General features: G+C 69.7%; 20 protein-coding genes. 8 read left to right on the forward strand and 12 right to left on the reverse strand.

Features of this window, described 5'->3' with window-relative positions; genetic code table 11:
* Positions 1–52: 52 nt before the first annotated feature.
* The 3 genes from ICN82_RS15755 to ICN82_RS15765 form a co-directional block, all read right to left on the reverse strand.
* The gene (locus ICN82_RS15755) at positions 53–718 is read right to left on the reverse strand and encodes a bifunctional 4-hydroxy-2-oxoglutarate aldolase/2-dehydro-3-deoxy-phosphogluconate aldolase (RefSeq protein WP_193184523.1); all 666 of its coding nucleotides are present in this window, start codon (positions 716–718) and stop codon (positions 53–55) included.
* A gap of 13 nt (positions 719–731) precedes the next feature.
* Positions 732–2,588 carry a phosphogluconate dehydratase gene (gene edd / locus ICN82_RS15760; protein WP_193184525.1) on the reverse strand — a complete coding sequence of 619 codons (1,857 nt, stop codon included), beginning with the start codon at positions 2,586–2,588 and terminating at the stop codon, positions 732–734.
* A gap of 666 nt (positions 2,589–3,254) precedes the next feature.
* Positions 3,255–4,535 (reverse strand): chemotaxis protein, encoded by a 1,281-nt coding sequence (locus ICN82_RS15765; RefSeq protein ID WP_193184527.1) that lies wholly within the window; start codon positions 4,533–4,535, stop codon positions 3,255–3,257.
* Positions 4,536–4,883: 348 nt separating this feature from the next.
* On the opposite strand from ICN82_RS15765, the gene ileS reads away from it, so the two are divergent.
* Complete coding sequence (gene ileS, locus ICN82_RS15770) at positions 4,884–7,856, forward strand: isoleucine--tRNA ligase (RefSeq protein ID WP_193184529.1); 2,973 nt, start codon at positions 4,884–4,886, stop codon at positions 7,854–7,856.
* 37 nt (positions 7,857–7,893) lie between these two features.
* On the opposite strand, the gene ICN82_RS15775 is transcribed toward ileS, so the two are convergent.
* Both ICN82_RS15775 and ICN82_RS15780 read right to left on the reverse strand, forming a co-directional pair.
* Positions 7,894–8,916, reverse strand: a complete 1,023-nt coding sequence (locus tag ICN82_RS15775; protein ID WP_193184531.1) for a YcjF family protein — start codon at positions 8,914–8,916, stop codon at positions 7,894–7,896.
* Positions 8,917–8,941: 25 nt separating this feature from the next.
* A complete protein-coding gene (locus ICN82_RS15780; protein ID WP_193184571.1) occupies positions 8,942–10,348 on the reverse strand; it encodes a YcjX family GTP-binding protein in 1,407 nt (468 codons plus the stop codon).
* A 153-nt stretch (positions 10,349–10,501) separates the two neighbouring features.
* Here ICN82_RS15780 and ICN82_RS15785 point away from each other — a divergent pair, with 153 nt between their 5' ends.
* On the forward strand, positions 10,502–11,734 hold the full coding sequence (locus ICN82_RS15785; RefSeq protein WP_193184533.1) for an MFS transporter: 1,233 nt from the start codon (positions 10,502–10,504) through the stop codon (positions 11,732–11,734).
* Positions 11,735–11,745: 11 nt separating this feature from the next.
* On the opposite strand, the gene idi is transcribed toward ICN82_RS15785, so the two are convergent.
* Positions 11,746–12,276, reverse strand: coding sequence for an isopentenyl-diphosphate Delta-isomerase (gene idi / locus ICN82_RS15790; protein ID WP_193184535.1), 531 nt, complete (start codon positions 12,274–12,276; stop codon positions 11,746–11,748).
* A 236-nt stretch (positions 12,277–12,512) separates the two neighbouring features.
* On the opposite strand from idi, the gene ICN82_RS15795 reads away from it, so the two are divergent.
* On the forward strand, positions 12,513–12,947 hold the full coding sequence (locus ICN82_RS15795; RefSeq protein ID WP_226898530.1) for a c-type cytochrome: 435 nt from the start codon (positions 12,513–12,515) through the stop codon (positions 12,945–12,947).
* 12 nt (positions 12,948–12,959) lie between these two features.
* On the opposite strand, the gene ICN82_RS15800 is transcribed toward ICN82_RS15795, so the two are convergent.
* On the reverse strand, positions 12,960–13,589 hold the full coding sequence (locus ICN82_RS15800; protein ID WP_330999022.1) for a TetR/AcrR family transcriptional regulator: 630 nt from the start codon (positions 13,587–13,589) through the stop codon (positions 12,960–12,962).
* 196 nt (positions 13,590–13,785) lie between these two features.
* On the opposite strand from ICN82_RS15800, the gene ICN82_RS15805 reads away from it, so the two are divergent.
* Complete coding sequence (locus ICN82_RS15805) at positions 13,786–14,406, forward strand: HAD family hydrolase (protein WP_193184539.1); 621 nt, start codon at positions 13,786–13,788, stop codon at positions 14,404–14,406.
* Here the strand turns inward: ICN82_RS15805 and ICN82_RS15810 are convergent.
* The 4 genes from ICN82_RS15810 to ICN82_RS15825 form a co-directional block, all read right to left on the reverse strand.
* The gene (locus tag ICN82_RS15810; RefSeq protein WP_193184541.1) at positions 14,403–15,410 is read right to left on the reverse strand and encodes a hypothetical protein; all 1,008 of its coding nucleotides are present in this window, start codon (positions 15,408–15,410) and stop codon (positions 14,403–14,405) included. The genes ICN82_RS15805 and ICN82_RS15810 overlap by 4 nt on opposite strands.
* Positions 15,411–15,414: 4 nt before the next feature.
* The gene (locus ICN82_RS15815; protein ID WP_226898533.1) at positions 15,415–15,897 is read right to left on the reverse strand and encodes an invasion associated locus B family protein; all 483 of its coding nucleotides are present in this window, start codon (positions 15,895–15,897) and stop codon (positions 15,415–15,417) included.
* Between the two features lie 203 nt (positions 15,898–16,100).
* Positions 16,101–16,976: a phosphoserine phosphatase SerB gene (gene serB / locus ICN82_RS15820; RefSeq protein WP_193184543.1), complete on the reverse strand. Its 876-nt coding sequence runs from the start codon at positions 16,974–16,976 to the stop codon at positions 16,101–16,103.
* Between the two features lie 255 nt (positions 16,977–17,231).
* Positions 17,232–17,942, reverse strand: a complete 711-nt coding sequence (locus ICN82_RS15825) for a hypothetical protein (RefSeq protein ID WP_193184545.1) — start codon at positions 17,940–17,942, stop codon at positions 17,232–17,234.
* 182 nt (positions 17,943–18,124) lie between these two features.
* Between ICN82_RS15825 and ICN82_RS15830 the strand changes: the two genes are divergently transcribed.
* The 4 genes from ICN82_RS15830 to ICN82_RS15845 all read left to right on the forward strand — a co-directional run bounded on the left by ICN82_RS15830 (position 18,125) and on the right by ICN82_RS15845 (position 24,304).
* Complete coding sequence (locus ICN82_RS15830) at positions 18,125–19,279, forward strand: phosphoserine transaminase (RefSeq protein ID WP_193184547.1); 1,155 nt, start codon at positions 18,125–18,127, stop codon at positions 19,277–19,279.
* 130 nt (positions 19,280–19,409) lie between these two features.
* The gene (gene serA / locus ICN82_RS15835; protein WP_193184549.1) at positions 19,410–21,002 is read left to right on the forward strand and encodes a phosphoglycerate dehydrogenase; all 1,593 of its coding nucleotides are present in this window, start codon (positions 19,410–19,412) and stop codon (positions 21,000–21,002) included.
* A 133-nt stretch (positions 21,003–21,135) separates the two neighbouring features.
* Entirely contained in the window at positions 21,136–22,017 is an 882-nt protein-coding gene (locus ICN82_RS15840; RefSeq protein ID WP_193184551.1) for a metallophosphoesterase, read from the forward strand.
* A 70-nt stretch (positions 22,018–22,087) separates the two neighbouring features.
* The gene (locus ICN82_RS15845) at positions 22,088–24,304 is read left to right on the forward strand and encodes a response regulator (RefSeq protein ID WP_193184553.1); all 2,217 of its coding nucleotides are present in this window, start codon (positions 22,088–22,090) and stop codon (positions 24,302–24,304) included.
* A 7-nt stretch (positions 24,305–24,311) separates the two neighbouring features.
* Here the strand turns inward: ICN82_RS15845 and ICN82_RS15850 are convergent, their stop codons facing one another.
* Positions 24,312–25,307, reverse strand: a complete 996-nt coding sequence (locus ICN82_RS15850; protein WP_193184555.1) for an AraC family transcriptional regulator — start codon at positions 25,305–25,307, stop codon at positions 24,312–24,314.
* Positions 25,308–25,355 lie beyond the last annotated feature (48 nt).

Below are 25,355 nucleotides of genomic sequence, written 5' to 3' on the forward strand. Positions count from 1 at the left end.
GGGCGGCCGGGTCGGGCCCCGGCCGTCCGGAACGTCCGCACGGGCGGCCGGGTCAGGCCGGTTCGGCGACGCTCTCGCCGCGGGCGATGGCCAGGGCCTCGGCGGCCAGCCGCGCGATCCCGTCCCAGTCGCCCGCCGCCATCATCGCCTCGGGCGCGACCCAGGACCCGCCGCAGCAGATCACGTTGGGCAGGGCCAGGTATTGCGTGACGTTCTTCACCGACACGCCGCCGGTGGGGCAGAAGCTGACCTGCGGCAGCGGCCCGCCGATGGATTTCAGCATCGGCACCCCGCCCGCGGCCTCGGCGGGAAAGAATTTCTGCAGCTCGTAGCCGCGCTCCAGGTTGGCCATCACCTCCGACGGCGTCGCCGCCCCCGGCAGGATCGGCAGCCCCTCGGCCTCGCAGGCCTGCAGGAGCGTCGGCGTCGAGCCCGGCGAGACCGCGAAGGTCGCCCCGGCGGCATGGGCGCGCTCGACATCATTGGGCGTCAGCACGGTGCCGGCGCCGACCACGGCGCCCTCGACCTGGGACATGATCCGGATCGCCTCCAGCGCGACCGGGGTGCGCAGCGTCACCTCCAGCGCGGGAAGGCCCCCGGCGACCAGCGCCTCGGCCAGGGGCCTGGCATGGTCGATATCCTTCACGACGATCACGGGAATGATGGGGGCAAGCTCGGCAAGCTCGCGCAGCGAATCGCTGGCCTGATGGGGAGTCATCGGCGTTTTCCTTCTATAGGGCAGGTGCGGTTTCGGCAGAGGCCGGAGGCGTGCGGCCTCCTGCAACCACCCGGGCGCCGTCGGCGGCAGAGCCCACTGATGCTCGGAAGACTTCAAACAGTTCCCTCCCCAGGCCATGGCCGTTGGCGCTCAGATCGGGCGTGGCGGGCGCGCGCGCGGCGAAAGCCGCGGCATCGCCGACCAGCGCCAGGACGCCGGTCGTGGCGTCGACGCGGATCATATCACCATCCTCGACGCGCGCCAGTGGCCCGCCATCGGCGGCTTCGGGGGTGACGTGGATCGCGGCAGGGACCTTGCCCGAGGCCCCGGACATGCGCCCGTCGGTGACCAGCGCGACCTTGTGGCCGCGCCCCTGCAGCACCGACAGCGTGGGCGTCAGCCCGTGCAGCTCGGGCATGCCATTGGCCTTCGGCCCCTGGAACCGGACGATCACCACCACGTCGCGGTCGAGCCGGCCCGCCTTGAAGGCAGCCTTCACCGCGTCCTGGTCGTCGAAGACCGCGGCCGGGGCCTCGATCACCTGGTGTTCGGCGGCGACGGCCGAGACCTTCATGATGCCGCGTCCGAGGTTTCCGTCCAGAGATTTCAGCCCGCCCTGCGGCTGGAACGGGTCGGAGGCCGGACGCAGGATCCGGTCATTCAGCGTCTCTGCCGCGCCCCGGCGCCAGCCCAGCGCGCCGTCCTCCAGGACCGGTTCCTGCGTGTAATGCGCCAGTCCGGTGCCCGCCACGGTCTCGGTATCGGGATGCAGCAGCCCGCCCTCGAGCAGGTCGCCGATCATGTAGCCCAGCCCGCCGGCCGCATGGAAATGGTTCACGTCGGCCAGGCCGTTGGGATAGACCTTGGCCATCAGCGGCGTCACCGCGCTGATCGCCGCGAAATCATCCAGGTCCAGCACGATCCCGGCCGCCCGTGCCATGGCGGGCAGGTGCAGCACCAGGTTGGTCGATCCGCCGGTCGCCATCAGCCCGACGATGCCGTTGACGAAGGCGCGTTCATCGAGGATCGAGCTGACGGGGCGGAAATCATTGCCCAGCGCGGTGATCGCCAGCGCACGTTCCGTGCCCGCCGTGGTCAGCGCGTCGCGCAGCGGCGTGCCGGGATTGATGAAACTCGCGCCGGGCAGGTGCAGCCCCATGAATTCCATCAGCATCTGGTTGGTGTTCGCAGTGCCGTAGAAGGTGCAGGTCCCCGGCCCGTGATACGAGGCCATCTCGGCCTCCATCAGCTTGTCGCGCCCGATCTCGCCAGTGGCGAACTGGTTGCGGATGCGGGATTTCTCGTCATTGGGCAGGCCCGAGGTCATCGGCCCCGCAGGCAGGAAGACGGCCGGGATGTGGCCGAAGGTCGCCGCGGCGATGATCAGCCCCGGCACGATCTTGTCGCAGACGCCCAGGTAGAGCGCGGCATCGAAGGTGTTGTGGCTCAGCCCCACGGCAGCGGCCAGCGCGATCACATCGCGCGAGAACAGCGACAGTTCCATCCCGGTCTGGCCCTGCGTGACCCCGTCGCACATCGCAGGCACCCCGGCCGCGACCTGCGCGGTGCCGCCCGCCGCGCGGGCCGCGGCGCGGATCAGCTCGGGATAGCGCTCATAGGGCTGATGCGCCGAAAGCATGTCGTTATAGGCCGTGATGATGCCGATATTGGGGGCCCGTCCGGTGGCCAGCGCCTCCTTCTCGGCGCCCATCGCGGCATAGGCATGGGCCTGGTTGCCGCAGGTCAGATGCGCGCGGCGGGGCCCGTCCTCCGCCTGGGCGGCGATCCGGTCCAGATAGGTCCGGCGGGTGTCGCGGCTGCGGTCACGGATGCGCTCCGTGACCTCTGCGATGACGGAATGCAGGGCCATGGCGGTTCCTCGTGGCTGTGGTTACGTGTCCCTGCCGGGATGATACCGCTAACAGCGTCGGCATTCCACCGACAAAGCGCCGCGGCGGCGCGTTCCCCGGACCGGCCGACTCTGGCCCGCCGCCGCCGCCTGTACAAGCCCCCCCGCGCATCGCGGCGCATTCCGGCGGATGCCGGAGCCCCCTCGCCCGGGGCTGCGGCAGGGATGGCACCTCCCCGGCCATGGGGATCGGCGCAAATCCCGGACCGGCCGCGGATCGCCGCGGCTCCCATGCGGGAAGAGTGCGGGACCCTCCGGCCCCGCGGCAGCCGCGCCCTTCCCTTGCGCCCGCTGCAGCCTGCCTGCATCGCGACCGCAGAGGAGCGGGCATCACGCCTCCCGCCGCCGCAGCGCGGCGGTGAAGCGGCTCCGATCAGCTTCCGGAGGGAACCGGGCCAGGAGATCCCCCGCCCTCCGGCAGCAGACATCCGGCACATAGGCAGCGGCGGGGGCTTCGATTTTCCGTCCCGCGGGCAGCGCCCGGCAAGCAGAGGACCCGGCCGCCTCCGGCGTGACATCCTGCCGGGGCGCATGCGCGCGATGGCAGTTCCGCAAAGAGCCGCCCGGGATGCGCCTGGCACCGGCCCCGACGGAGCCGCAGGCGCCGCGCGTTCCGGCCGCAGGCCCCTATTCGGCCGCCAGACGTGCCGCGCGCTCTGCCGGTCCGGTCTCGGCCGGTCCGCCGGTCAAGGTTTCGGCCATGCGCTGCACCATCCGGTTTCTTTCGTTGATGCGCTGCAGCCTTTCCTCGATATTCTCCTGGAACTGGTCCAGCTGCCGGATCACGCTGACCAGGTTGTCGCCGCTGTTGCGCAGCCGCGCGCCCTCGATCTTGCACATCATCCGCGTCGCGCCGAGCCCCGTGATGAGGCGTTTCATGTCCCGTACGGCCTGGCTGAATTTTTCCGCCTTGCGGGCGACCTGCGCGACCCCGTCCTCGGCGGCGGCGGCAAAGGCCCTGCCCTGATCGGCAAGCATGCGGGTCTCGGCCGCGACATCGACATGGCCTTGCAATCCTTCCTCCGCAGCGAACCGCTCTCCCATCTCTTCCAGCAGGCAGGCGGCGCATTGCACGAAGAGCGCGCGTTCCACCGCGTCGCGGATATCCGAGAACGCCCCGCCATCGCCGCCTGCGAAGCTGCGCATCCAGCCGCTGATTTCCTCCGACAGGATGCCGTAATTGGCGGAGATCACGCTGATCGGGCCGCCCGCCGCCTCCAGCCGGGAGGCCAGGATGCGCATGTTGTAGGGAATGCCGCGGATGCTCTCGAACACGGCCGACAGTTCCCGGGTCTGCTCGGAAACGTCGGACACGGCTTCCAGCATGGTGCGGAACGGGCCCAGCCAGGGCGGCGAATGCCGTCCGAGCCGCGCATCGCGGGCCTCCATTTCGGCGGCAAGGGCATGGGTCATGAACGTGCGGTAGCCGCGATGGCCATGCTCGGCCAGCCGCTCCAGCAGCAGCGCCTCCGCGGCCTCGGGCGCCAGATCATTGGCGCGTTCCCGTGCCGCCAGCGCGGCATAATCGGCCTCCACCTCCTGCAGCAGCGGGCTCAGCGGTTTCAGCCGCACCGAGAGGAATCCGTCCTTCAGCGGCACGACGATGGCGAACACCCAGTAGTGCAGCCCGTCACGCGCGTGATTCTTGACATAGACCCCCACCGGGTCCCCCCCCTTGATGGCGGCCCACATGAGGTGGAACGCGCCCCGCGGCATGTCCTTGTGGCGGATGATCTTGTGCGGCGCGCCCAGCAGCTTGTTCCAGGGATGGTCGGAGACGCGCTGGAACACGGTATTGCCCGCCTGTATCACGCCGCGCGGATCGGTGCGGGAAAAGAACAGTTCCTCGGCGGCAAAGGGCGCCTCGCCCTGGCTGGGGCGGTGCGGCGATGAATGCGGGCCGGTCATCGGGGACGACCTCCCGGCGGCTGTGCCTGCAAGGCGGCGCGGCGTGTCACGTGCAATTCCTTTCTGCCGGTCCCGGAAAACGCCGGCGACCGCATCGCGGTCACGGCCGGGGCGGAGCTTAGACGACAAGCCCTTTTCGCGGACTTAACGGCCCCCGGCCGCCGTCGGCTTCGGGGCGCTTTACCTCGGCCCGCCCGCCTCCTATAACCCGCGCCATGACTGCGACCCGCATCATCATCATCGCGCGAATTAGCCGCCCGGCGCTCCACGTTTGAGTAGCCGGGCCAAGGTGCATGATCCCTCGCGCCGCCATCGCCGATACCGACCTTCCTCCTGAGGACCGCCCGCATGTCGTCTGAGACCGAGACCCCCGACTACAAAGACACCCTCTTCCTGCCGAAAACCGACTTTCCGATGCGCGCGGGCCTGCCCAAGCGCGAACCCGGCTGGCTGGAACGGTGGCAGCAGATCGGCATCTACGACCGGCTGCGCGAAAAGGAAGGCCGGGCGCCCTTCACGCTGCATGACGGCCCCCCCTATGCCAACGGCCACCTGCATATCGGTCACGCGCTGAACAAGGTGCTGAAGGACATGGTCGTGCGCTCGCAGCAGATGACGGGCAAGGACGCGCGCTACATCCCCGGCTGGGACTGCCACGGCCTGCCGATCGAATGGAAGATCGAGGAACAGTACCGCGCCAAGGGCAAGAACAAGGACGAGGTCCCGGTCATCGATTTCCGCCAGGAATGCCGCAGCTTCGCCGAGAACTGGATCGGCATCCAGCGCGACGAATTCAAGCGGCTGGGCGTCACGGGCAAGTGGGAAAAGCCCTATCTGACGATGGATTTCCACGCCGAGCGGGTGATCGCCGAGGAATTCATGACGTTCCTGATGACCGGCACGCTCTACCAGGGCTCGAAGCCGGTGATGTGGAGCCCGGTGGAAAAGACCGCGCTGGCCGAGGCCGAGGTCGAGTATCACGACCACAAGAGCCACACGATCTGGGTGGCGTTCAAGCCGCGCCGCGCCGAGGGCGCGCCGGTGCCCGTGGACGCGGAAGGCGGGGATTTCGACACGGCCAACCAGGCGATCCTCGATGAGGAGCTGGGCCGGGCGCGCATCGTGATCTGGACCACGACCCCCTGGACGATCCCGTCGAACAAGGCCGTCGCCTTCTCGAAGGCCATCGAATACGGGCTTTACCGCGTCACCGCGACCCAGGAGGAAAGCTGGACCGCGGCGGGCGAGCTGTATGTCTTCGCCGACAAGCTGGCAGGCGATGCGCTGGAGAAGGCGCGGGTCACCGAATACGAGCGGGTGCGCAGCGTGTCCGCCGACGAGCTGGGCGGCATGGTCCTGTCGCATCCCTTCGCGGGAATGGACGGCGCCGACGGCTTCTGGGACTATGACGTGCCGGTGATCGACGGCGACCACGTCACCGACGATGCGGGCACCGGGTTCGTCCATACCGCGCCCTCGCACGGGCAGGAGGATTACGAGGCCTTCGTCGCGCGCAACTGGATCGACCGCATGACCCATAATGTGGGCGAGGAATCCGAGTTCCTGCCGCATGTGCCCTTCTTCGCCGGGCTGCAGGTCTTCGACCGCAAGGGCAAGGAAGGCAAGGCCAACCGTGCCGTGATCGAAAAGCTTGTCGAGGCAGGCGGCATCATCGCGCGCGGACAGGTGAAGCACTCCTATCCGCATAGCTGGCGCTCCAAGGCGCCGGTGATCTACCGCAACACGCCGCAATGGTTCGCCGCAATCGACCGCCCCGTCGGCGACGGGCAGGACACCTATGGCACCACGATCCGCGAACGCGCGCTGACCTCGATCGACCAGCTGGTGACCTGGACGCCGAAGACCGGGCGCAACCGGCTCCATTCGATGATCGAGGCGCGGCCCGACTGGGTGCTGTCGCGCCAGCGCGCCTGGGGCGTGCCGCTGACCTGCTTCACCCGCAAGGGGGCGCTGCCGACCGATCCGGACTTCCTGCTGCGCGACCCTGACGTCAATGCCCGCATCGCCGCCGCCTTCGAGGCGGAAGGCGCGGATGCCTGGTACAGGGACGGGGCCAAGGAACGGTTCCTGGGCAACGGCTACAACGCCGATGAATGGGACCAGGTCTTCGACATCCTCGATGTCTGGTTCGATTCGGGCTCGACCCATGCCTTCGTGCTGCGCGACCGCGAGGACGGCACCGAGGACGGCATTGCCGACCTGTATCTCGAAGGCACCGACCAGCATCGCGGCTGGTTCCATTCCTCGATGCTGCAGGCCTGCGGCACCAAGGGCCGGGCGCCCTATCGCGGCGTGCTGACCCATGGCTTCACGCTGGACGAGAAGGGCATGAAGATGTCCAAGTCGCTCGGCAACACGATCGCGCCGGAACAGGTCATCAAGCAGTACGGCGCCGACATCCTGCGGCTGTGGGTGGCACAGTCGGACTATACCGCCGATCTCAGGATCGGGCCCGAGATCCTCAAGGGCACCGCCGACAGCTATCGCCGGCTGCGCAACACGATGCGCTTCCTGCTGGGCAATCTCCACGGCTTCACCGAGGCCGAGCGCGTCGCCCCGGCGGAGATGACCGAACTGGAAAGGATGATCCTCGACCGCGTCGCCGAGCTCGACGAGCAGGTGCGCGAGGGCTATGGCCGTTTCGACTTCTCGGGGGTGTTCAACAAGGTTTTCACCTTCGCGACCGTGACGCTCAGCGCGGTCTATTTCGACATCCGCAAGGACGTGCTCTACTGCGACGCGCCCGACAGCCTGCGCCGCCGCTCGGCGCGCACGGTGCTGGACATCCTGTTCCACCGCCTGACCGCCTGGCTGGCGCCGATCCTGGTCTTCACCATGGAAGAGGTCTGGCTGGAACGGTTCCCGGGCGAGGACTCCTCGATCCACCTGCAGGATTTCCCGGCGCCCTGCCCCGACTGGAAGGATACCGGCCTGCGCGCCCGCTGGGAGATGCTGCGCAATGTCCGCCGCACCGTCACGGGCAGCCTGGAACTGCAGCGCCGCGAGAAGGTGATCGGATCGTCGCTGGAGGCGGCGCCGGTCGTGCATGCCGATGCCGGCACCATCGCGGCGCTCGGCGGGGCGGAATTCTTCGCCGATGCCTGCATCACCTCGGGAATGACGCTCAGCACCGATCCGGCGCCCGCCGGGGCCTTCACCCTGCCCGAAGTGCCGGGCGTCGCGGTGGTCTTCGCCAAGGCGGAAGGCGAGAAATGCGACCGCTGCTGGAAGGTGCTGCCCGATGTCGGCAGCCATGCCCATCCGGGCGTCTGCGGCCGCTGCGCCGAAGCGCTCGGCTAGACACCGGTGACGGGGCGCCTCGGCGCCCCGTCCTGCCTCAGGCCTTCGGGCGGTCCTCGCCGAAGAGCCCGCGCAGCGAGCGCTGGACCAGTCGGCTGACCGAGGGCCTGGGCTGGGTCAGGTAGGGCAGCGGGCGGCAGACCTCGATCGCCGCCACACCCACCCGGGCGGTCAGCGCGCCGTTGACCACCCCTTCGCCGAAGCGGCGCGAGACCTTGGAAACCAGCCCGCCCCCCGCGACGGAGCCGATCAGGTCGTCGCCCACCGCCAGCGCCCCGGTCGCGACCAGGTGCGTCAGCACCCCCCGCGTCAGCCGCCAGGCGCCCAGCATCCCGGCCCGCCCGCCATAGATCTCGGCGATTTTCCGGATCATGCGGAGATTGGCGTAGAGCGCGGTGATCAGGTCGGCCAGGGCCAGCGGCACCAGCGCGGTGACCGTCGCCACCTGCCGCGCCGCCGCCTCGACCTCGCGCAGGGCCCGCGCATCCAGCGGTGCCACCAGCGCGCGTTCGGCCACGCCCAGCACGGCATCGGCGTCGAAATGTTCCTCCACCGCCTTGTCCAGGCCCTCCGCCGTCCATTCCAGCTCGCGCCGCCCGGCATAGAAGGTGCCCAGGTTGCGCGCCAGCCTGCGCGCCGCCTCCAGGTCGGCGCGGGCCAGCACCTCGGCCGCCGCCTGGTGGATCCGGTCCAGCCGCGACAGCCGCGCCAGCGCGAAAAGCTCGCGCAGGATCAGGATCAGCGACACCGCCACGAAAGCGGCGAAGAGCACGCCGAGCAGGCCCGCCAGCACCGGGCTGGCCTGCATCGCCGCCGCCACCGCCGCCCAGGCCGCCATGCCGAAGAACGCCGCCGCCACCGCGCCGCCCAGCCCCAGGAACCAGCCTGCCAGGGGCGAGCGCTCGCGCGCTGCCAGATGGGCCAGCGTGGTCATCGCCGCCGCCTCGGCCGCGTCCTCGCCGACCGGCGGCGCGGTGGAGGGGGTCTCCTTCGCCGGGTCGGCCCCGGCCTCCAGGTCGAACAGTACCGGGCCGCCCCGCGGCTTGTCCTCGTCGCTCATCGGCGGGCTCTCCTTGCCAGTTCCGTCACAGCCGGTCCCCGAACAGGAACTGCGCCGCCCGGTCGAGCCGGATATGCGGCGGCCCCTCGCCCGGCGCCAGGGTCAGCGGCGCAGGCGCGAAGCGCATCACCTGGTAATCCTCGTCGAGCCATTTCGGCGCCCCCTCCCGCGCGGGCGCCAGGAGGCGCAGCGGATCAGCCGGCAGCTTGCCGGGATAGAAGGCCGCCTCCGCCCCCGTGTCCAGCCGCCGGCCGCGCACCAGCTCCAGCGTGCGGCCGCCATGCTGGCGGGTCTCCTCGACCGTGGCGCGCAGCGCGGCAAGCGACATGGCCCCGGTCCGGGCGCCGGCGAATTGCGCCCGGTCGCGGGCCTCGCGCACCAGCGCCTCGGTGATCGCGGTCAGCTGGGCGTGCTGGGAATGGTGCAGATGGTCGGCCTTGGTCGCCGCGAACAGGATCTTCTCCACCCGCCGCCCCAGCAGGAGCCCCGAGAGCCAGGAATTGGCGCCGGGGCGGAAGGCGCCCAGAACCTCGGCCATCACCCCGCGCAGGTCCTCCAGCGCCGCCGGGCCGTCATGGATCGCGCCCAGCACGTCCAGCAGCACCACCTGCCGGTCGATGCGGCTGAAATGGTCGCGGAAGAAGGGTTTGACGATCTTCGACTTGTAGGCCTCGTAGCGGCGTTCGAATTCGCGCCAGAGGCTGCGCCGCGGCTGCCCCGTCCCCGGCGGAAGCGGCGCGAAGGTCAGCGCGGGCGATCCCTCCATCTCGCCGGGCAGCAGGAACCGCCCCGGCGAGCAGTCGGAGAATCCCGCCTCGCGCGAGGCCTTGAGGCTGTCGGCGAAAAGCCGCGCCAGCGTCTCGGCCGCCTCGTCGGCGAAGGGGGCCTGCGGGTCGGCGGCGGCCATCGCATCCAGATAGCTCCGCCCGCCGGGGCGATGCTCCAGCCGGCCGAGCGCGGTCTCCGACCACTGGGCATAGCTCTTGTCCATCAGGCCCAGGTCCAGGAGCCACTCGCCGGGATAATCGACGATGTCCAGGTGCACCGTGCGTGGCCCGGTCAGGCCGCCCAGCGTGGTCAGCCCCCCCATCAGCCCGTGCGGCCGCACCCGGAAGGACAGGCGCAGCTCGGAGATCGCGCGCGTGCTGTCGGGCCAGTGCGGATCGGTGCCGGTGATCGCGCCCAGGTGGCGCTCATAGGGAAATCGCGGGACGGTGTCGTCGGGCTGCGGCCGCAGATAGGCCGACAGGATCCGCCCCGAGGCGGCGGGTTCCAGCTGCCGCATCCGCGCGCGGTCCAGCATGTTGGCCACCAGCGAGGTGATGAACACCGTCTTGCCCGAGCGCGACAGCCCCGTCACGCCCAGCCGCACCACGGGTTCCAGGAAGGCCTCGCTGACCGCGCTGCCCGCATCCTCGACGCTGCGCGCCATCGTGTCGATCAGGGATCCGATCACCCGTGCTCACCTCGCTTCCGCCTGATCCCGAGATAGGCCTGCCGGGCGCCGGTGAAAAGTGCGGCGCGTCCGCCCGCCTGCATCGAGCAGGCCGTTGACGCCGCGGCGCAACCCCGCCATTGCTCCACCATGACCCGCACGCCCCTGCTCACCCCCGTTCTCGTCTCCGGCTGCATCATCATGCTGGTGAGCTTTGCCATCCGCGCGAGCTTCGGCGTGTTCCAGATCCCCATCGCCGAGGAATTCGGCTGGCTGCGCTCGGATTTCTCGCTGGCCATCGCCATCCAGAACCTCGCCTGGGGCTTCGGACAGCCGATCTTCGGCGCGCTGGCCGAGAAGATCGGCGACCGCAAGGCGATCGTCATGGGCGCGGTGCTGTATGCCTTCGGGCTGGTGGCCTCCTCGGTCTCCACCCTGCCGATCCAGCATCAGCTGCTGGAAATCGCGGTGGGTTTCGGCATCGCGGGCACCGGGTTCGGGGTGATCCTGGCCGTGGTCGGGCGCGCCTCCTCGCCGCAGAACCGGTCCATGTCGCTGGCCATCGCCACCGCCGCCGGATCCGCGGGCCAGGTGATCGGCGCCCCCATCGCCGAGGGGCTGCTGGCGCTGATGCCCTGGCAGCAGGTCTTCCTGGTCTTCGCCGCCGCGATCCTCTTGGTGCTGGCGGCGCTGCCGATGATGCGCGCGCCGGTCGCGCCGCGCGCCGAGCTGGAGGAAAGCCTCGGCCAGATCCTCGGCCGGGCGCTGCGCGATCCCAGCTTCGCGCTGATCTTCCTGGGCTTCTTCTCCTGCGGCTACCAGCTGGCCTTCGTGACCGCGCATTTCCCGGCGCTGGTGACCGAGATGTGCGGCCCGATCCTCGACGGATCGCTGCTGGACCGGCTGGGCATCGGCACCACCTCGGCGCTCGGCGCGGTGTCGATCGCGGTGATCGGGCTGGCCAATATCGCGGGCACCCTGACAGCGGGCTGGCTGGGCAACCGCTTTCCCAAGAAATACCTGCTTTCGGCGATCTATGTCGGGCGCACGGCGATCTCGGCCTGGTTCATCGCCATGCCGATCACCCCCGCGACGGTCCTCGTCTTCTCGGTGGTGATGGGGGCGCTGTGGCTGGCGACCGTGCCGCTGACCTCGGGGCTGGTCGCGCATCTCTACGGGCTGCGCTACATGGGCACGCTCTACGGGATCGTGTTCTTCTCGCACCAGCTGGGCAGCTTCCTCGGCGTCTGGCTGGGCGGGCGGATGTACGACCTGACCGGCGACTATACCGCCGTGTGGTGGGTCGGGGTCGGCATCGGCGCCTTCAGCGCCATCGTCCACCTGCCGGTGCGCGAAAGCCCGCGGATCGCGGCCGCGGCCTGAGGCGGCGCGGCTCAGACCTTGACCAGGGTGCCGAAGATGCGGTCCTTGTGCTCGTCCATGTAGATGCGCAGCCAGGGCGTGAACCGCGCGGGGCGGCGCGCCACCTCGGCGGCCAGGTCGTAGATGCCGATCCACTCGACCTGCATCACCTCCTCGGGGTTCGGGCGCACCGGCACCTGGCGGCTGGCATGGGCCAGGAAGATGTCCACCACCTCATGCTCGATCATGCCGCCGCCGACATCGGCGCGGTATTCCACCGTGTCGCGCAGCGCGGGGTAGAGCCCGGTGATCCCCAGTTCCTCGCGCAGCCGCCGGACCGCGCAATCCGAGGATTTCTCGTTCCATTTGGGATGGGTGCAGACCGTGTTCGCCCATAATCCCGGCGTGTGGTACTTGGACATCGCGCGGCGCTGGATCAGCACGTTCTGCCCGTCCATGACGAAGACCGAGACCGCCGGATGGCGCATGCCCCTCTGATGCACCTCCATCTTGTCGAGAGGCGTCAGCTTGCCATTCACCCATGCCGGGATCTTGTCTGTCATGCGGCGGCCCTGGTTGCGGTCACTGGACTGGTGGGCGGGCCGGCGGCCCGGAAAGCATCCGGAAGACGGGGCTGCGGGGCCGCCGTTCCGGGTCTGGAAGACATCTAAGCGGCCTTGAGCGGGCTTTGCACGCCGACATCGTGACACAGGCCGAATGGGCGCGCCCCCGGCCGGGAACGGGGCTTGACCCGCCCGGCCCGCCGCGCGATGCCGGGGGCGAATCCACGGAGGGTGCCATGGAAACGAGGTTCCGCGCGATCACCGGGCTCGCGCTGCTGCTGGCAGCGGGGCAGCCCGCCCTGGCCGGAGGCGATGCCGCCGCCGGAGAGGACGGCTTCCGCCGCTGCCAGGCCTGCCACGTCGTGCGCGCGCCCTCGGGCGAGGTGCTGGCCGGGCGCTCGGCGCGCACCGGGCCCGATCTTTACGGACTGCCCGGGCGGGTGCTGGGATCGCAGGAGGATTTCGCCTATTCGCAGGCTTTCGAGGAAGCCCGGGCCGCCGGGCTGACCTGGGACGAGGACGCCTTTGCCGCCTACCTGCAGGATCCCGGCGCCTATCTGTCGCAGGTCATGGGCCACCGGCTGCGCAGCAAGATGACCTTCCGGCTGCGCGACGAGGCGGCCGCCCGCGACCTCTGGGCCTATCTCGAGAGCCTCTCCGCCCCGGAATGAGCCGCCGGGCGCTCAGCGGCTGGCGGCGGTGCCGTAGCGGGCCAGGAACATGTCGACCGCGGCGGTGATGATCCGGTCGACATCGGCGGGCGTCACCTCGGAGACCATGTTGAACATCAGCCGCGACCACAGATGCGCCTTGCACAGTTCGGTGAACTGCTCGGCGGCGAAGTCGCAATCCTCGATCTCAAGCTCGCCCGCCTCCACCGCCTGGCGGAAATACTCGGCAATGCTGCGCCGTGCCTGTTCCGGCCCCGAGCGGTAGAAGGCGCGGCCCAGCTCGGGAAACCGCTCCGCCTCCGCGACGCAGAGCCGGAACACGCTCTGGCCGAAATCCGACAGCACGAAGGCGGTCAGCCGCTGGGCGATGTCGGTCAGGGTCTCGCGCACCGAGCGGCCGCCAAGCGCATGGGCGCGGGCCTGTTCGCTCTGGCGCTGGCATTCGCAGCGCGCGACCTCGAGGAAAAGCTGCCTCTTGTCGGTGAAATAGCTGTAGAGCGTCGCCTTGGAGACGCCCGCCGCGCGGGCGATGGCATCGACGCTGGCGCCCTCGAATCCTTCCTGCATGAAGACATCCCGCGCGCCCGCCACGACCTGATCGTATTTGCGGCCGCGCTTCACGTCATGGCTCAGATCGTTCACCTCGGCTCTCCTGCGGCATGGCGGCCCCGTCCCGGCATCCCCTCCGGCCGGACCGCAGCGCCAGTATGACCCCTTGCGCGGCAAAAGTGAACGGCCGGGTTCAGCCCCTGTCGCGACAGCCGCGACCCTCTGCCCCGCGCCCTGCCCGGCGCGGCACGCTACACCGGTCGCAGGAACAGCGGCGCAGGAGGCGGACATGACGGTGGATGCGGTTATCTTCGATATCGGCAACGTGCTGATCGAATGGCAGCCCGAACGCTATTACGACCGGGCGGTCGGCACGGCGCGGCGGCAGGCGATGTTCGCGGCGGTCGACCTTCACGCGATGAACGACCGCGTGGACCGCGGCGAGGATTTCACCGCAACCGTCTATGCCACGGCCGACCGGTATCCAGAGTTCCGCGCCGAGATCCGGCGATGGCATGATGACTGGATCGAGATGGCCAGCCCCGAGATCCCGCATTCCGTGCGCCTTCTGCGGGCGCTGCGGGCGAAGGGCGTCCCGGTCTTCGCGTTGACCAATTTCGGCATCGGCAGCTTTGATCACGCCGTCACGCATTACCCGTTCCTGGAGGAATTCGACCGCCGCTACATTTCGGGGCACATGCAGGTCATCAAGCCCGATCCGCGCATCTACGAGATGGTCGAACAGGATTGCGGCATCGCGCCGGGACGGCTTCTGTTCACCGATGACCGCGCCGACAACATCACCGCCGCCGCGGCCCGCGGCTGGCAGGTGCATCCCTTCGACGGGCCCCGGGGCTGGGCGAAGGTGCTGGTGGCGAAGGGCCTGCTGAGCGCAGAAGAGGCGCGCTAGCCGCCCCGCTTTGCCGCGACGGCGCCGGAGAGGCACTGCCCGCCCGCCCCCGCAAGCCCGGCCAGCCGCTCCGGCGGGCCGAGGCGGCGGGCCACATCCGCCGCCATGCGCGGGCTGGCCCGGTATTCCGCCTGCGGGATCAGCGCCTCGGAGGGGCTGGCGAAGGGAAAGATCCCCGCCCCCGACATGACCATCCCCATCGCCCCCGCCTGCAGGCAGCCGGGAACGGCATCGGGGCATTCGCCACGGCAGAAGGCGGCCAGCGGCTGCCAGGCCGCCACCTCGGCGGCAGGCGCGAACCAAGCGCGCAGCCCGGCGCCATCCGTCTGCGAGGCAGGCGGCAGCGGCTGCCATTGCAGCCGCGCAGCCGCATCCGGCACCCCGAAGCGGCGCGGCGTCGGCACCGGATCCCCCGCCAGCGCCAGCACCGCGCGGGCGCGGTCCTCGATGACGGCGGCGGGCTGTTGCGGCACGGAGGGGGCCTCCGCCAGCAGGTCCAGCGCCGGACGCGCCGCGCCGACGCTGAGCAGCGCCGCGATGTTGTAGAGCGCGCTGCGCGTCTCGCCCGCCGCGATGAGCCCGCGGATCGCGCCCTCCGCCGTGCCGTCATCCCGCGCCATCGGCGCATCGGCCGCCGCGAAGGCCTGAGCCAGAGGCGCGCCCGCACCCGCGGCAACGGCGATCCAGCTCTGCCCGGACAACCCGCCGGGATGGCGCAGGAGCGCGATCCGCGCCGCGCGGTCCAGACCTGCGGTCACATGGGAATGAAGATGCGGCATCCCGGCGATCCGCCCCAGCAGGACCCGCGCCGCGGCATTGCCCGCCACCGCAAGATCCGACAGCGCGCGCAGCGCCGCGGCATCGTCGCGGCCCGACAGCCAGTCCTGCCGCGCCGCAAGGTATCGCGGCGCATCGGCCCCGGCGACGGCTGCGGGCGCAGGCGCGGCCTGCGCCGTCCCCAGGAACAGTCCCAGCAGGAAACCGGCCAGTGCGCGTCCCGGCATCAGCCTACTGGGCGCAGCGGCGTTCCGCATCCTCGAAGGCCGCGGTGAAGCCCATCAGCGAGAAAGTGTCCTGCGTGGTGGTGCCCGAACGCTCGGAAACGCCCGTCACCTTCGCCTCGGCCCCGGCCTTCATGGCGCGGGCGATCTGGCTGTCCTGCTCGGCCGAGGTGGCCCAGGCGACATCGCCATCGGCGAAGAGGTCGAATTTCGAATCGCCGATCTCCAGCACGACCGGCTCGCCCTCGGCGAAATCATAGCCCCCCATGAAGGAGACCTCGCCCTTGCCGCCGCCATTGGCATCCTTCGGCCAGAAGGACACGAAGAGGAAGATGTCGCCGCGCTGCACGGCGACCGGGCGGCCTTCGCGCGTGGCGGTGGATTTGCCCGCCTGGGGCGGCGACACCACCCAGCACTGGCGGGGGTCATCCTCGACATAGATCGTCCAGTCGGTCTTCGCCCCGACCGGATTATCGGCCATCTGCGCCATCGCGGGAGCGGCCCAAAGGCCAAGCCCCATCCCCAGTCCGAGAACCAGCCGGTTGATCAATTCCGCCTCCTAAACCTCTGTCGTTCCGGAACGGCCCGCTCTGCGGGGGCCTGCCCGGCACATGCCTCAGTCGCGGCGACGATAGCCCAGCTTCGCGCCGATTCCAAATGCAGCCCCCCCGATATGAGGGCCGCGCGCGGCGCTCACGCCACGAATTCCGCCCTTGCGTAGCCCTGCAGGTAGAGAAGGGCCGTCAAATCTCCGTGATTCACCCGCAGGTCGCTCTCGGCGGCGACCGCCGGCTTGGCATGCAGCGCCACCCCGGTTCCGGCCGCGTGAATCATGCCCAGGTCATTGGCGCCGTCGCCGACCGCCAGCACATCCGCCGGTGTCAGGCCCAGACGGGCGGAGATCTGCTCCAGCGCCTCGATCTTGGCCTCGCGCCCCAGGATCGGACGCGCCACCTCGCCGGTCAGCACGCCATCCTGCGACAGCAGGGTGTTGGCCCGGTGCTCGTCGAATCCCAGTTCCGCGGCAACGCGTTCGGTGAAGGCGGTGAATCCGCCCGACACCAGCGCCGCATGCCCCCCATGGGCCTTCATCGTGGCGATCAGGACCTTGCCGCCCGGCGCCATGGTGATGCGCGCATCATACACTTCGGCAATCACGCTCTCGGGCAGCCCTTTCAGCAGCGCGACCCGTTCGGTCAGCGCGCCCTCGAAATCCAGCTCGCCATTCATCGCCCGCGCGGTGATGTCCTTCACCCGCGCCCCGACGCCCGCCATGTCGGCCAGCTCGTCGATGCATTCCTGGGCGATCATGGTGCTGTCCATATCGGCCAGCAGCATCCTGCGGCGCCGGTTCGCGGAAGGCTGCAGCGCCAGGTCGATCCCCTGCCCCTGCAGCGCCGCCCAGCGGGTCCAAAGATCGGCCGGACGTGTGGCGAGGTCGAATTCCGCCGCCTCGCCCGGTGCCAGCCAGCGCAGCGCGCCGCCCTCCCATGCCGACGCCAGGGCCTCGGCCGCCGACGCCTCCAGGCAGGGAGCGGCAGGATTGCTCAAGAGCGTGACAGTGAACATCGGCAGGCCTCCGGATCGCTTCGGCGCCCCTATCCCATGACCTGCAGGGAAAGGCCAGTCCCGCGATGCGGCCCCGCCCGGCAAGGCGGGATGCAAACTTTCGGATCATTGACCGGATCCGGGCGCAACTTTATTGCCGCCGGACCGTTGGCACCGCATCACCAGCCCGGACCGGAACGGAAAGCCCATGCCCCTGCCCCGCATCACCTATGACGCGCTTGTCCAGATCTTCGGCGAGGCGCTGATCCGACGATTCTATGTCCCGGTATCGGTCGTGCGGCGCTGATCCTGCGCGGGCGGGTCCTCCTGCCCGGCCAGCACCGCGCCCAGGGCCAGCTCGAACCGGTAGGACTCGCGGTCGAACTGCGCCCAGACCCAGAGCAGCGTGAGGCAGGCCGCGCCATATCCCGCCGCCAAGAGCAGCGGCCGATCCGTCCCCTGGGCCAGCATCTGCGCCCCGGGCATCCACGCCCCGGCCAGCAGCGTCAGCGCGGCCAGCAGGAAGTTCAGCGCCATGCCGCGCGCCACGCGGTCGCGCGAACTGCGCGCCGTCAGCTCCGCCGCCAGCCCCGGCATGTCGCGATGGATCGTCACCAGCGCCGCCGCCTGCGCGCGGAACCGCCCCACCCGCAGCGTCTCGCTCTGCGCGGTCCCGCGAAAGAAGGGGTTGCGCTCAAGAAGGTCCGGATCGTGATCGCGCGCCGCGCGCTCCGCGGGAAGGCGGGCATGCCATTGCAGGCTGCGGCGGGGGCTGGGAACCTTCGCCGTCAGGATCTTGGCCAGCCGGTCGAGAACCATGCCCAGCCCGTAGAGCAGCGGCAGGCAGACGAGGATCGTTCCGGTCCGCATCTCGGCGGGCATCTCGGCGGGAAGCCCCGCGAGCGCGCGCAGCCAGGGCAGCAGCCACAGAAGCGCAACGGCGCCGGTCACCAGGTATTCGATCAGCAGTCCGGGCAATGCGGGCATCGGCTCCTCCCTCCGTGTCCCGGCGGCAGGGGCTGCCGCCGTCACCATCTGGTGCCGTCACCATCTGGTCATGTTCGCGTGCGACAGGCAATTCGGGCTTGCCCGACTCCCTGCGCTCGGGTAGAGGCGGCCTCGGGACACGCTGCCCCAACGCAGCGCGTATATCTGGAAGGATAACATCAATGGCGATCCAAGCCCCGGCAACGCGCCCGGCCAATCCGCGTTTCTCGTCTGGCCCCTGCGCCAAGATCCCCGGCTTCGAGCTGAGCCAGCTCGCCGATGCCGCCCTCGGCCGCTCCCACCGCGCGAAGATCGGCAAGGACAAGCTGAAAGCCGCGATCGAGACCACCCGCGAGATCCTGGGCATCCCCGCGGATTATCGCATCGGGATCGTCCCCGCCTCCGATACCGGCGCCGTGGAAATGGCGATGTGGTCGCTTCTGGGCGCGCGCAAGGCCACGATGGTCGCCTGGGAATCCTTCGGCGCGGGCTGGGTCACCGACGTGGTCAAGCAGCTGAAGATCGACGCCGAGGTGAAGACCGCCGAATACGGCGAGATCGTCGATTTCGCCACGCTGGATTTCGACACTGACGTTGTCTTCACCTGGAACGGCACCACCTCGGGCGTGCGCCTGCCCAATGGCGATGCGATCCCCGCCGACCGCCAGGGCCTGACCATCTGCGACGCGACCTCGGCGGCCTTCGCGCAGGACCTGCCCTGGGAGAAGCTCGACGTCACCACCTTCTCCTGGCAGAAGGTTCTGGGCGGCGAGGCCGCGCATGGCATCCTGGTTCTCGGCCCCCGCGCCGTCGAGCGGCTGGAAAGCTACACCCCCGCCTGGCCGCTGCCCAAGATCTTCCGCATGACCAAGGGCGGCAAGCTGATCGAGGGCATCTTCGTCGGCGAGACGATCAACACCCCCTCCATGCTCTGCGTCGAGGATTACCTGGTCGCGCTGGACTGGGCGAAATCCGTCGGCGGGCTGAAGGGCCTGCAGGACCGCGCCGACGCGAATGCCGGGGCGATCTGGGATTTCTGCGCCGCCCGCGACTGGATCGACAACCTGGCGGTGGATCCCGCCACGCGGTCGAACACCTCGGTCTGCCTGAAATTCACCGATGCGCGCATCACCGACGGCGCCGCCTTCGCCAAGGCCGTGCAGAAGCGGCTGGAAGCCGAGGGCGTGGCGCTGGATGTCGGCGCCTATCGCGACGCGCCCGCGGGCCTGCGCATCTGGTGCGGCGGCACGGTCGAGACGGCGGATATCGCCGCGATGCTGCCCTGGCTCGAATGGGCCTACCAGTCGGAAATCGCCGCGCTGACCGAGGCCGCCTGAGCCTTTGCCGGGGCACGCGCCCCGGCCCCTCCCCTGCCATCGTCCCCCGCCGCCCAGGCGGGGTCCGCACCGCCTGCCGGATGGCGGCCTGACGCCCCATGACCGGCACCTGCCTGCAAGGATTGATCCCATGCCCAAGGTTCTCGTCTCCGACGCCCTGTCCGAAACCGCCGTCCAGATCTTCCGCGACCGCGGGGTCGAGGTCGACTTCATGCCGAAGCTCGGCAAGGACAAGGCGAAGCTGCTGGAAATCATCGGCCAGTATGACGGCCTGGCGATCCGCTCGGCCACCAAGGTGACGGCCGACGTGCTGGCCGCCGCGCCCAACCTGAAGGTCATCGGCCGCGCCGGGATCGGCGTCGATAACGTGGACATCCCGGCCGCCTCCAAACAGGGCGTGATCGTGATGAACACGCCCTTCGGCAACTCGATCACCACCGCCGAGCACGCCATCGCGATGATGTTCGCCGTCGCCCGCCAGATCCCCGCCGCCGATGCCTCCACCCAGGCCGGCAAATGGGAGAAGTCGCGCTTCATGGGCGTCGAGATCACCGGCAAGACCCTGGGCCTGATCGGCTGCGGCAATATCGGCGCGATCGTCGCCTCCCGCGCGCTGGGGCTGAAGATGAAGGTCCTGGCCTATGACCCCTTCCTCTCCGACGAACGCGCGGTCGAGCTGGGCGTGACCAAGGTGGAGCTGGACGAGGCGCTGTCGCGCGCCGATTTCATCACGCTGCACGTGCCGAAGACCGAGAAGACCGCCAACATCCTGTCGCGCGAGAACCTCGCCAAGACCAAGAAGGGCGTTCGCATCGTCAACTGCGCGCGCGGCGGGCTGGTCGACGAGGCGGCGCTGGCCGAGCTTCTGCAATCGGGCCATGTCGCGGGCGCGGGCTTCGACGTCTTCGCCGTGGAACCGGCGACCGAGAACGTGCTCTTCGGGCTCGACAACGTCGTCTGCACGCCGCATCTGGGCGCCTCGACCACCGAAGCGCAGGAAAACGTCGCCCTTCAGGTCGCCGAGCAGATGTCGGATTACCTGATGACCGGCGCCGTGACCAATTCGCTGAACATGCCCGCGGTCACCGCCGAGGAAGCCAAGGTCATGGGCCCCTGGATCAAGCTGGCCGAACATCTGGGCAGCTTCGTCGGCCAGCTGACCGACGAGCCGGTGAAATCGGTGAACATCACCTATGACGGCGTTGCTGCCGACATGAACCTCAAGGCGCTGGACTGCGCCGTGCTGGCCGGGTTCCTGAAGCCGACCACGCCGGACGTGAACCTCGTTTCCGCACCGGTGATGTTCAAGGAGAAGGGCGTCCAGATCAGCCAGACCAAGCAGGACAAGTCCGGCGTCTTCGAAGGCTACATCAAGCTGACCGTGGAACTGGAAAGCCGCACCCGCACCGTCGCGGGCACGGTCTTCTCCGACGGCAAGCCGCGCTTCATCCAGATCAAGGGCATCAATATCGATGCCGAGGTGGCGCCCTACATGCTCTATACCACCAACAAGGACGTGCCGGGCGTGATCGGGTCGCTGGGCATGACCGTGGGCGAGGCAGGCTACAACATCGCCAACTTCACCCTCGGGCGGACCGGCAACGGCGCCGATGCGATCGCGCTGATCCACCTGGACGAAGCGGTGAAGCCCGAGCTGGTCGCCAAGCTGGAAGGCCTGGGCAAGTTCCAGCTGGTCAAGCCGCTGGCCTTCGACATCGCCTGATCCGGTCCGGCCTGCGGGCCGGTGCGACGGGGCCCCGGCGGCGCAGGGAACATCCCGCCTGCGCGGCCGGGGCCCCTTGTCTTGATGCCGCGACGCGGCGAAGCTGGCGCATCCGCAGCTGCCGGAGACCCGCATGCGCCATCCCTTTCCCGATCCGGCCCGGCCGGAGGCCCCGGCGCGGGGCTGGCTGGCGATCCGCCGCCTGCCCCGCCTGACCTGCCACCATGTCGCCGACCCGCGCTGGACCCTGCCGCCGATGACGGCCGCGGTCATTGCCGACCTGCATGTCGGCATGCCGTGGGTCTCGCCGGACCTTGTCGGCCGCATCGTGGAACAGGTGAATGCGCTGCGGCCGGACATCATCTTCCTGGCCGGCGATCTGCTGCTGGACCGCAACATGTGGTGGTTCTCGCGCGTCGTCCCCGCGGCCGAGATCGTCGCCATCCTCAGCGCGCTGCGCGCGCCGCTGGGGGCGTGGTCGATCCTGGGCAACCATGACTGGGGCGATTGCGACCTGGCCCGCGATACGGGCGGCGCGCGCAATTCGGTGATCGAGGCCCATGCCGCGCATGGCCTGCCGCTCCTGCGCAACGAGGCCCGGCACATCCCGCACGGGCCGGGCGGGTTCTGGCTGGTCGGCACGGACAGCCAGCGCGCGGGCAAGCGCCGCGGCCGCGGCCCGGACCGCTATGTCAGCCATCTCGATGCCGAAGCCGCCTTCGCCGCCGTCCCCGCAGGCGCCCCAGCGATCCATCTCGCGCATGAGCCGGACTGGTTCGCCCGCGGCGATCCCCGCGCCTTCCTGCAGGTCAGCGGCCATACCCATGGCGGCCAGATCCGGCTGTTCGGACGGACCCCCGCCGTGCCCTCTGCCTTCGGCAGCCGCTATGCCGGGGGCCATGTCCGCGAGAACGGCAACCACCTGATCGTCAGCCGCGGCATCGGCTATTCGGGCCTGCCCCTGCGGCTGGGCGTGCCGCCGGAAATCGTGCTGCTCACCGTCACCGGCACCTGAAGCCGCGGCGCCATTCAGCCTCTGTTCACTCTGCTGGATTACGCAGGATCCACGGAGCCCGAGGAAGCCGATGAAGAAGGACCCGAGTCCCAGCCTGCAGGACATGCTGGCGGCGGAAAGACGCGCGCGGCTCGCGGCGGAAAAGCTGCTGGAGTCGAAACATGCCGAACTGACCCGCGCCAACCGGCGGCTCGGGCTGCATGCGCGCCAGCTGACCGACGAGATCCTGCAGCAGCGCCGCCAGGTCCGCGAGGTGCGCTGCGAGGCGGAGGCGCTCAAAGGCCAGGCCAGCAAGGCCCGGCAGGACCTGGAACGCGCCCATCGCCAGGCCAGCGTCGCCGAGCGGCGGCTTTGGGATGCGCTGGAAACGATCCAGGACGGGTTCGCCGTATTCAACCGCCGCGACCAGCTGCTGATCGCGAACCGGTCCTATCTGGCGCTGTTCGACGGGCTCGCCGGGATCCGCCCCGGCGTCACCTATACCGAACTGCTGCAGCTGCTGCTGGAGGAAGGCGTGGTCGATATCGGCGCGGAGACGCCCGGCGACTGGCTGGATGCGATGCTGCTGCGCTGGCGCGGCGAGACGATCGAACCGCTGGTGCTGAGGCTGTGGAACGACACCTATGTCAAGATGATGGACCGGCGCGGGCAGGATGGCGACCTTGTCAGCCTGGTGCTCGATATCACCGACACGATCCGCTACGAGCGCGAGATCGAGGATGCCCGCCAGCGCGCCGAGGCCGCCGCCCGCGCCAAGGCCGCCTTCCTCGCCAATATGAGCCACGAGATCCGCACCCCGATGAACGGGGTGGTGGGCATGTCGGACCTGCTGATCGAAAGCGACCTGGACGAGGAACAGCGGCTTTATGCCGAGACCATCCGCAACTCCGCCGAGGCGCTGCTGGTGATCATCAACGACGTCCTGGACTATTCCAAGATCGAGGCGGAGAAGCTGGTCCTGCATCCCGAACCCTTCGACCTGGAACGCGCCATCCACGAGATCCTCGTGCTGCTGCAGCCCACGGCCACTGCCAAGGGGCTGGACCTGCTGGTGGATTACGACATGTTCCTGCCCACGCGCTTCGTCGCCGATCCCGGCCGCATCCGCCAGATCCTGACCAACCTGATCGGCAATGCCGTGAAGTTCACCGCCGCCGGCCATGTTCTGGTGCGCGTCACCGGCTATGGCGAAGAGGACGGCACCCGGTTCAGCCTGCATGTCACCGTGGAGGATACCGGCATCGGCATCGCCCCCGACAAGCTGGAGCTGATCTTCGGCGAATTCAGCCAGGTCGAGGACGAACGCAACCGCAGCTTCGAGGGCACCGGGCTGGGCCTGGCCATCACCCAGCAGCTGGTGAGCATGATGGAGGGCGAGATCTGGGTCGATTCGGTTCCCGGCGACGGGTCCTGCTTCGGCTTCCAGCTGGCGGTGGATGCCGTCGACCCCCTTCCCGCGCAGGATTTCTCCCTGCCGCCGGAACTGGGCACGGTGCTGGTCGTCGACGACCTGCCGATCAACCGGATGATCCTGGAGAAGCAGCTTGCCGCCATGGGCTTGCGGGTGGTGACGCATCGCTCTGCCCAGGCCGCGCTGGCCGAGGATCCGGGCCGGTTCGGGCTGATCCTCATGGATGGCGAGATGCCCGAGATGGACGGGCCGACCTTCCTGGGACGGATGCGCGACCGCGGCTGCGGCACGCCGGTGATCCTGATGACCGCCAATCCCGGTCCCGCGCTCGCCGCCGCCGAGACGGGCGGGGCCTTCGCGGTCCTGCAGAAGCCCATGCTGCGGCGCGACCTGCACCTGCGGCTGCGCGAGCTCTGCGCCCCGGACGCCCCGCCGCCGACGGCCGCCCGGCCGCGGATGCGCATCCTCGCGGCGGAGGACAACAAGACCAACCAGCTGGTCTTCGCGAAGCTGCTGAAGGCCTTCGACCTGGACCTGACCTTCGCCGATGACGGGCTGGAGGCGGTGGAAAAATTCCAGGCGCTGCAACCGCATCTGATCTTCATGGACATCTCCATGCCGCAGATGGACGGCAAGGAGGCCACCCGCCGCATCCGCGAGATCGAGCGGCTGGAATCCCGCCCGCGCGTGCCCATCTGCGCGCTGACCGCCCATGCGATGGACGGAGACGACCAGGGCATCCTGGAGGCGGGGCTGGATTTCTACCTGACCAAGCCGCTGCGGCGGGGCGAGATCCTCGAACGCATCCGCGCCCATGTTCCCGAGGGGGTGCAGATCGAACAGGTGGTGCCGCAACCGGCGGATCCGGCGCCCTGACCCTGTCTCACCCGGCCCGGCACAGGCGGGCAAAGCCGCTGGGCGCGACCCCCGTCCAGGCCTGGAAGGCACGGGTGAAGTTGCCGGGTTCGGTATAGCCCAGCCGATGGGCGATCTCCGCCACGCTCAGATCCGTCTCGTGCAGAAGGGCGCGCGCCTGCCGCTCGCGCACGCGGCCCAGCACCTCGCGATAGGTTGTCCCCTCGCTTGCCAGCTGCCGCTGGAGGCTGCGCGGGCCAAGCCGGAGCCGCCAGGCGGCATGGTCGATGCCGGTGCGTTCCTCTCCCAGGTCCATCAGGATCGCCGCCTCCAGCGCGGCAAGCGCTCCCGCCGCCCCGCGCTGCATCCGGGCGCGCACCTGCTCGCAGGTCAGCTCTGGTGCAGGCGGCGCGACGGGCGGGCGGTCCAGCCCGGCCCGGTCGAAGGCCACCCAGATCTCCGGACGGCCGAAATGCCATTCCACCGGCAGCAGATCCGACAGGATCGTGCCGCGGCCGTCATCGGGATAGTCCAGCCCGATCCTGCGCGGAAGCCAGTCCGCCCCGAGGTAGCAGCGCAGGAAGGCGATGATCAGCGGCAGCACGTGATCGCTGTGATGGCGCCGGTCCAGTCCGCGCAGGCGCGGCATCCGGTAGCTCCAGACCGCCTCGCGCGCGGTCTCGGCCAGCGCGAAGGCCGGGCCGCTCTGGAACAGCGGCATGGCCCAGGCGATCCGCTGCAGGCCGATCCGCAGGCTGGGCGCCGAGACGCCGTAATCCAGCCAGGCGCCCAGCTCCGCGCCATTCATCCCCAGGCCGATCCTCAGCCCGGCCGCCGGATCGCCGCTTTCGCGTCCCGCCGCGCTGAACAGCTCGACCATGGAGTGAAGCGGAATGCGCAGCGCCGGGTCCCGGATCACCGCCTCGGGAAGTCGCGCGCGCGCCAGCGCCCGATCCAGCGCGCGGCGCCCCGCCACGGCCTCCAGCCATGACGGCAAGCGCCCCATGCCCGCGGCGGTGGTCACGAAAAAATCCTGTTTCGACAAAGAATCCTCGCCCGGGTGTCATCAAAT

It is taken from the genome of Mangrovicoccus algicola (assembly GCF_014903745.1).
Lineage (GTDB): Bacteria > Pseudomonadota > Alphaproteobacteria > Rhodobacterales > Rhodobacteraceae > Mangrovicoccus > Mangrovicoccus algicola.

Bases quoted from the DNA above. Each gene is read 5' to 3' on its own strand.
- ICN82_RS15755 (WP_193184523.1), bottom strand. From the start codon at position 718: ATGACTCCCCATCAGGCCAGCGATTCGCTGCGCGAGCTTGCCGAGCTT.
- edd (WP_193184525.1), bottom strand. From the start codon at position 2,588: ATGGCCCTGCATTCCGTCATCGCAGAGGTCACGGAGCGCATCCGTGAC.
- ICN82_RS15765 (WP_193184527.1), bottom strand. From the start codon at position 4,535: ATGACCGGCCCGCATTCATCGCCGCACCGCCCCAGCCAGGGCGAGGCG.
- ileS (WP_193184529.1), top strand. From the start codon at position 4,884: ATGTCGTCTGAGACCGAGACCCCCGACTACAAAGACACCCTCTTCCTG.
- ICN82_RS15775 (WP_193184531.1), bottom strand. From the start codon at position 8,916: ATGAGCGACGAGGACAAGCCGCGGGGCGGCCCGGTACTGTTCGACCTG.
- ICN82_RS15780 (WP_193184571.1), bottom strand. From the start codon at position 10,348: ATGGCGCGCAGCGTCGAGGATGCGGGCAGCGCGGTCAGCGAGGCCTTC.
- ICN82_RS15785 (WP_193184533.1), top strand. From the start codon at position 10,502: ATGACCCGCACGCCCCTGCTCACCCCCGTTCTCGTCTCCGGCTGCATC.
- idi (WP_193184535.1), bottom strand. From the start codon at position 12,276: ATGACAGACAAGATCCCGGCATGGGTGAATGGCAAGCTGACGCCTCTC.
- ICN82_RS15795 (WP_226898530.1), top strand. From the start codon at position 12,513: ATGGAAACGAGGTTCCGCGCGATCACCGGGCTCGCGCTGCTGCTGGCA.
- ICN82_RS15805 (WP_193184539.1), top strand. From the start codon at position 13,786: ATGACGGTGGATGCGGTTATCTTCGATATCGGCAACGTGCTGATCGAA.
- ICN82_RS15810 (WP_193184541.1), bottom strand. From the start codon at position 15,410: ATGCCGGGACGCGCACTGGCCGGTTTCCTGCTGGGACTGTTCCTGGGG.
- ICN82_RS15815 (WP_226898533.1), bottom strand. From the start codon at position 15,897: ATGGCGCAGATGGCCGATAATCCGGTCGGGGCGAAGACCGACTGGACG.
- serB (WP_193184543.1), bottom strand. From the start codon at position 16,976: ATGTTCACTGTCACGCTCTTGAGCAATCCTGCCGCTCCCTGCCTGGAG.
- ICN82_RS15825 (WP_193184545.1), bottom strand. From the start codon at position 17,942: ATGCCCGCATTGCCCGGACTGCTGATCGAATACCTGGTGACCGGCGCC.
- ICN82_RS15830 (WP_193184547.1), top strand. From the start codon at position 18,125: ATGGCGATCCAAGCCCCGGCAACGCGCCCGGCCAATCCGCGTTTCTCG.
- serA (WP_193184549.1), top strand. From the start codon at position 19,410: ATGCCCAAGGTTCTCGTCTCCGACGCCCTGTCCGAAACCGCCGTCCAG.
- ICN82_RS15840 (WP_193184551.1), top strand. From the start codon at position 21,136: ATGCGCCATCCCTTTCCCGATCCGGCCCGGCCGGAGGCCCCGGCGCGG.
- ICN82_RS15845 (WP_193184553.1), top strand. From the start codon at position 22,088: ATGAAGAAGGACCCGAGTCCCAGCCTGCAGGACATGCTGGCGGCGGAA.